Annotated in this window: 2 protein-coding genes and 1 pseudogene; all 3 read left to right on the top strand. The window is 43.2% G+C overall.

The window, feature by feature from the left end:
- A partial coding sequence (locus tag HMPREF3119_RS11570; protein WP_139144845.1) for a phage tail tip fiber protein occupies positions 1 to 232 on the top strand: 232 nt, incomplete at its 5' end.
- A gap of 1 nt (position 233) precedes the next feature.
- The gene (locus HMPREF3119_RS11565) at positions 234 to 554 is read left to right on the top strand and encodes a hypothetical protein (RefSeq protein WP_070579788.1); all 321 of its coding nucleotides are present in this window, start codon (positions 234 to 236) and stop codon (positions 552 to 554) included.
- Positions 551 to 854 (top strand): annotated as a pseudogene (locus HMPREF3119_RS19840) (hypothetical protein); the annotation flags it as partial. The gene HMPREF3119_RS11565 and the pseudogene HMPREF3119_RS19840, both read left to right, overlap by 4 nt.

The raw sequence follows: 854 nt of genomic DNA, 5'->3' as shown, positions 1-854 counted from the left end.
GAACGAAGCCTTTATTAACAAAGCCTGGCTCAACAGCGTGGTTGTTACTGACAAAATGCAGTCGGAGAACTACGTACCGGGTCAGCAGGGTTTTATTCTGGATGCAAAGGCTAATAAATTCGAGTTCTTTGGCGGGACGACAACAAATGGAACCTCTATTACAGCAGATGGTATTAAGGTGTATGACAACAAACGTCTGACTGTTATTGTTGGTGATATATCGGGGTATTAATATGGCTCATGGAATTATTGTATATGATGAACATGGTAATAAAATATTAGATTCCAGCAAAAGACTCGGCAGATTCGTCGGGTGGCATGATGTTAATCCCGCACCGGTCGGTCAGTTTAAATACAGCTGGGATCACCGGAATCTGTTACCGATGGGGGAGATTTTTGTCTGGGTTAATCCGAGCTTTTGGTTCAATCATAACGGCTGGTGCGACTGCCGGGTTGAAAATGGTGTAATTGTTTTTGAAGGTAATTTAAAGCGAAACGATGAGCAGAGAGCCAGGGAAACTTATATGCGCATATTATATGGTGTTAAATCATGAAACACGGTTTTATATGTTTTGGTGACACCGGCCGGATGCAAATTGACGGCACTAATATAGCGTTAGGGCTAATCAGAAAACAGTCGTTTCATTGTCCGAAAGTGCAGGATGCCGGACAGGGAACCATTAAAGAGGTTTATTTCCCGACTAAAGTCCACCCAAACACACAAATGATTGCAGCCAGATCATCATTCTGGGTCAGAATAGGCGGTCAGGCGTTTGACAATACGAATAATAATGCTTTTGTCTCTATGCCTTTTCGCGAGGGCTCCGGCGGAAATATAGAAATCTGGGAGTTTG

It is taken from the genome of Morganella sp. HMSC11D09, assembly GCF_001807955.1.
Classification (GTDB): Bacteria; Pseudomonadota; Gammaproteobacteria; order Enterobacterales; family Enterobacteriaceae; genus Morganella; species Morganella morganii.
The sequence above is the reverse complement of the archived record's forward strand: the minus strand, read 5'-3'. Positions and strand labels throughout refer to the sequence as shown.